Origin of the sequence: Leucobacter sp. Ag1 (assembly GCF_000980875.1) — a bacterium.
Classification (GTDB): domain Bacteria; phylum Actinomycetota; class Actinomycetes; order Actinomycetales; family Microbacteriaceae; genus Leucobacter; species Leucobacter iarius.
In genome coordinates this window covers 1-4,892 of the sequence record NZ_LAYO01000032.1, presented here as the reverse complement: position 1 = coordinate 4,892, position 4,892 = coordinate 1, and the positions used below count along the sequence as shown (strand labels likewise).

Annotated in this window: 5 protein-coding genes; 1 reads left to right on the top strand and 4 read right to left on the bottom strand. The window is 70.5% G+C overall.

Annotation, left to right across the window (positions count from 1 at the left end; all coding sequences use genetic code 11):
- Positions 1 to 54 precede the first annotated feature (54 nt).
- A complete protein-coding gene (locus XM48_RS00235; RefSeq protein ID WP_046453765.1) occupies positions 55 to 1,461 on the bottom strand; it encodes an APC family permease in 1,407 nt (468 codons plus the stop codon).
- Positions 1,458 to 2,399 (bottom strand): proline iminopeptidase-family hydrolase, encoded by a 942-nt coding sequence (locus XM48_RS00230; RefSeq protein ID WP_046453764.1) that lies wholly within the window; start codon positions 2,397 to 2,399, stop codon positions 1,458 to 1,460. The genes XM48_RS00235 and XM48_RS00230 overlap by 4 nt, the downstream gene beginning before the upstream one ends.
- A 131-nt stretch (positions 2,400 to 2,530) precedes the next feature.
- Here XM48_RS00230 and XM48_RS00225 point away from each other — a divergent pair, with 131 nt between their 5' ends.
- A complete protein-coding gene (locus XM48_RS00225) occupies positions 2,531 to 3,274 on the top strand; it encodes a FadR/GntR family transcriptional regulator (RefSeq protein ID WP_046453763.1) in 744 nt (247 codons plus the stop codon).
- Here XM48_RS00225 and XM48_RS00220 read toward each other — a convergent pair.
- Positions 3,261 to 4,157, bottom strand: coding sequence for an acetamidase/formamidase family protein (locus tag XM48_RS00220; protein ID WP_046453762.1), 897 nt, complete (start codon positions 4,155 to 4,157; stop codon positions 3,261 to 3,263). The genes XM48_RS00225 and XM48_RS00220 overlap by 14 nt on opposite strands.
- 151 nt (positions 4,158 to 4,308) lie before the next feature.
- On the bottom strand, positions 4,309 to 4,892 hold a 584-nt coding region (locus XM48_RS00215; protein WP_046453761.1), incomplete at its 5' end, for a helix-turn-helix transcriptional regulator.

The following is a 4,892-nucleotide window of genomic DNA, read 5'->3' as shown; positions in this document are numbered from 1 at the left end:
CGGGGCTGCGGCGTTTCGTCGGCCGGAACGGCCGGAGAACCGAGAGCCGGGAGGCTACTCCGGCAGCTCGTCCACGGTCACGTCGATCTCGACGCTGCGGCCCGTGGCCTTGTTGAAGATGAAGATGGCGGTGCCGACGACGAGCCAGATGAGGCCCGCGATCTGCGCCTCGGCGCCCGCGTTGATCAGCACGTAGACGATGATCACGAAGCCGACGGCCGGCAGCAGGGCGTGCGAAATCCACTTCTTCGACTGCTTGCGGCGCAGGTAGAACCACATGACGGTGAGGTGCAGCAGCGCGAACGAGGTGAGCGCGCCGAAGTTGACCATCGAGCTCATCGTGCCGATCTTGCCGGCGAAGAACAGCACCAGGATCGCCGACAGCACGCCGACGGTGAGGATCGCGTAGCTCGGCACCTTGCGCGAGTTGATGTGCCCCAGGTACTTGGGCAGCTGGCGGTCGCGGGCCATCGAGTAGAGCAGGCGGCTCGTGGCGGCCTGCGCGGCCATCGAGTTCGCGATGCCGACGGCGAGCACGTTCACCACGAAGAACGCGTTCACGATCCCGGTGCCGGCGACGGCGCGGATCTGCTCGAAGAAGAAGTTGCCGACCGCGTCATCGGGGACCGGGGCAAAGTCGCCCGCGAGCATGGACGCGAGCCAGGTCTGACCGATGAACAGGCAGGCGACCACGAGAAGGCTGATCACCATCGCCTTGCCGGGCGCCTTCGAATCGCCCGTCGACTCCTCTGCCATGGTCGAGATGCCGTCGAAGCCGAGGAAGCTCAGCACGGCGATCGAGAGGGCCGCGGCGAGCAGCGCGGGGGTCACGTACTCGGAGTTCCAGATCGGCTTCGTCGACCACTCGGCCTGGGGGAGCTGGCCGCCGTTCAGGCCGATGATCGCGATCACGACGAACGCGACGATGAAGGCGAGCTCCATGACCAGGAAGATGCGGTTCATCCACTTGAGCGAGGTGACGCCCGTGAGGTTCACGACGACGTTGATCGCGACAAAGATGATGCCCCACATCCACCGCTCGGTGCCGGGGAAGATCCCGACCATCGACTCGGCGGCGATCACGTAGAGCAGCGTCGGCACGAGCAGGTAATCGAGCAGCATGAGCCAGCCGGCGAAGAAGCCGAGGTTCGGGTGGATGCCGCGGCCGACGTAGCTGAAGACGCCGCCGGCGAGGGGGAACGCCTTCGCCATCTGCGCGTAGCTCAGCGCGGTGAAGATCATCGCGATGAGGCCGATCGTGTAGACCAGCGGCACCATGCCCATGGAAGCGTTGTAGACCGATCCGAAGATCGCCCACGGCGCGATCGGCACCATGAAGATGAGGCCGTAGACCACGAGGTCCGCGGTCGACATCGACCGCTTCAGCTCCTGCTTGTATCCGAACCGGGCGAGGTCGACGTCGTTGCGGGCGCTCTGCGCGCTCGGGGAGTGCTGGTTCATGCGCTGACCTCCGTGGTCGCGGTCTCGGGGTCGGCGAGGCGGTCGGCCTCGGCGAGGAACTCGGTGACGATCGCCCGGAACTCCTCGGGCCTCTCGAGGTGGGAGCAGTGGCTGGCGTCCGCGATCACGACGGATCGGGCGCCGGGGATGCGCTCGGCGAACGGCTGCCAGGTGATCGGCTGCGCCTCGTCGAATTCGCCGGCGAGCACGAGCGTCGGCACTTCGATCCGCGGCAGGCGATCGATGATCGTCCAGTCGCGCATCGTGCCGATCACGTGGAACTCGTTCGGGCCGTTCATGGTGTGGTAGACCGTGGGATCGGCGTCGACGTTCGCGACGGAGTCCAGGTAGTCCTGCGGGGTCGGATCCATGCGCACCACGTGGCGACGGTCGTACTCGTGCGATGCCGCGAGGTACTCGGGATCGTCGTAGCTGCCGTCAGCCTCATGCCGTTCCAGCGCCTCGCGCACCTCGGCCGGCAGCTCCTCGCGCAGCGCGGAGGCGGCCTGCGACCACAGGTCCATCGCGGCGGGGGAGTTGCAGATCTGCAGCGATGCGACGTTCGCGGGCCGGAGCACGGCGATCTCGGCGCCGAGCATGCCGCCCCACGACTGACCGAGCACGTGCGCGCGCTCGATGCCGAGCGAGGCGAGCACGGTGTGGAACTCCTCGACGAAGAGCTCGGGGGTCCAGAAGTCCGCGGGAGCGTCGGGCTCGTGCGTCGAGCGCCCGCAGCCGTACTGGTCGTAGTGCACGACGGCGCGGCCGGTGGCGTCGGCGAGCTCGGCGAGCGAGCGCAGGTAGTCGTGGGAGAACCCTGGCCCGCCGTGCAACACGACGAGGGGGAGCGCCCCCTCGCGCGGGGCGTCGGGACGGGTGATGCGCACCCAGGTGTGGCCGGACCTGAAGGGCACCCGGGTTTCGTCGACGGTCGACACGAATCTTCTCCTCGCTGAGCCATTCCGTGATGGGGGACAAAAGGCATAGTAGGGAGACCTTTTAGAAAAAGAAAGCCCACGCGCCCTAGGCTGAGGGATCAGGGACCCCGGGAGTCGAAGGAGGCGGGCCGATGAGCGAAGCGTTCGAGCAGCGCACCCGCGCCGACGAGTTGCGGGATCGTCTGCTGACGGCCGTGCTGATCGGCGAGTACCTGCCCGGGTCCCGGCTGCCGAGCGAGCGGGAGCTCGCCGAGTCGCTCGACGTGGCGCGCGAGACCATGCGGCAGGCGCTGCGCATGGTCACCGAGGCCGGCCTGCTCGAGGTGCGCCGCGGCCGGGGCGGCGGCTACTTCGTCACCGCCGCCCGCATCGACGAGCGCAGCGCCGCCGCGCAGCTGCTGCACCGGCGCCTCGCCGAGATCGAGGACGCGATCGACGCGGGCAGCCGGATCCAGGGTGCGATCTGCGAGGCCGCGGCCGAGCGGCGCACCGCGGACGACGTGCGGATCCTCGAAGCGCGCCTCGCTGACTTCGTCGCCGCCGCCTCGGGGCGCGAGAAGCAGGCCGCGGACTCACGCCTGCACCTCGCCATCTCGGACGCCGCGCACATCCCGGCGCTCGCCGACGCCATGCTGTTCCTCGACCGCCGCGTGAGCCTCTCGGCGCCCCAGCATCCCTGGGGCGCGATCGAAGACCAGGCGGCGATGGAGGAACGGGCGACGCGGGATCACACGGAGCTCGTGCGGCTGATCGTCGCCGGCGAGATCGCGGCCGCGGGCGCGGTTGCCCGGCGGCACGCGATGATCGACCGCGACCTCATCGAGCAGGCGCGGAAGCGCGCCGAGGCGACGGCAGTGGGCCTCAGGGGGCGCTGACCCCGTAGGCCTCGGCGACCTCGACCGGCAGCTCCATGCGGGCGGTGGCCCACGGATCCACGACCTGGCTGATGCGGGCGTCGCCGACGAGCGAGAGCAGCATGAGCGCGTCGGTCGCGTCCAGCTCGCTCCGCTCGACGAGCAAGTCGCGCATCATGCGGGTCGACTCGGTCACGGCGTCGCGCAGCTCGGGCGCCGAGGCGATCGCGATGAGGTGCTCGGGGGTCGCGAGGAACGGCAGGGGGAGCGGCCGGCCGGGGATCACGGTGATGCGCAGCTCGACGACGGCCGCGATCTCGAGCCCGCACACGGCGACCTCGCCGTCGGCCATGGCCGCGTGCACGTCGCCGACCGCGAGGTTCGCGCCCGCGACGGCCACGGGCAGGTACAGGGTGGTGCCGGCGGCGATGCGGCGCGTGTCCATGTTGCCGCCGTGGCCCTTCGGCGTGCCGGTCGGTACGGACTCGTCGGCGGGGGCGGTGCCGATCACGCCGATCATGGGCGAGATCGGGATGCTGAGGCGGTCGCTGAAGCGGATCAGCCCGTCGCTCACCGGGATGCGGCGGGTGCGCTCCTCGACCGTGCCTGGGAGTACGCCGAAGTCGGGGTGCGTGGTCATGGTGCCGACGGAGTCGACCTCGATCGAGAGGATCTCGACCTTGAGGGTGTCGCCCGGCTGCGCGCCGCGCACCGCGATGGGGCCGGTCGCGGGGTTGACGTCGTCCCAGCCGACGGAGCTGAACAGCTGCGATTCGTCGGTGATGGTGTTCGAGAAGCAGTCCATCGTGGTGATGCGCACCTCGTCGCCGGAGTCGATCGTGAGGACCGGCTCGTGCTCGGGGGCGAGCGACAGGACGGCGTTGTCTGCGGGAAGAACGTGCACGGTGGGCTCCGGTTTCACTCGGGGAGGCGCCGCGGGGCGCCCGAAGAGGTACAGCTGCTAGACCTATGCAAGCACGCGCGGCGGCTGCGCACCACTCCTGTCGGGCGGTGCGTCGTTGCTGAGCGGTGGCGTGCCGCTGCCGAACTGCGGGTCAGAGGCGATCCGCCGCGGTGGTCTGGTCGGGGAGCGATGCCGTGGACTCGGTGCGCGCCAGCACCGCCGCTTCGGTGCGGGTCGCGACGCCGAGCTTGCGGAGGATCGCGGAGACGTGCACGCTCGCGGTCTTCGCACTGATGAACAACCGCTCGCCGATCTGCCGATTGCTGAGCCCCTCGGCGACGAGGTCGAGCACCTGGTGCTCGCGCGAGGTCAGATCGGCGACGCCGGCGCTGCTGCCACCGGTCGCGGCACCGGCGAGAGCGGCGATCGTGCCGGCGCCCGAACCCGTGCTCGCACCCCGGCCCGTGCCGGACGCGCGGCGCAGGCCGGCCGCGTCGAGGAACTCGGCGGCCCTGCGCCGTAGGCGGTCGTGCTCGAGCCGCTCGGCGCGGGCGAGTGCATCGGCACCGTGCTCGGCCGCCGCGGCGCGGTCGCCGGCGGCCGCGTGCGCTCGCGCGAGTTCGAGGCGCACGATGGGAGCGAAGACGGCCGGGACCCCGTCGCCGTCGGAGAGGGGGAGCGCCTCGGTGAGCGCCGCGGCGTCGGCGTCGAGCACCGCGTCGATCACGGGGCCCC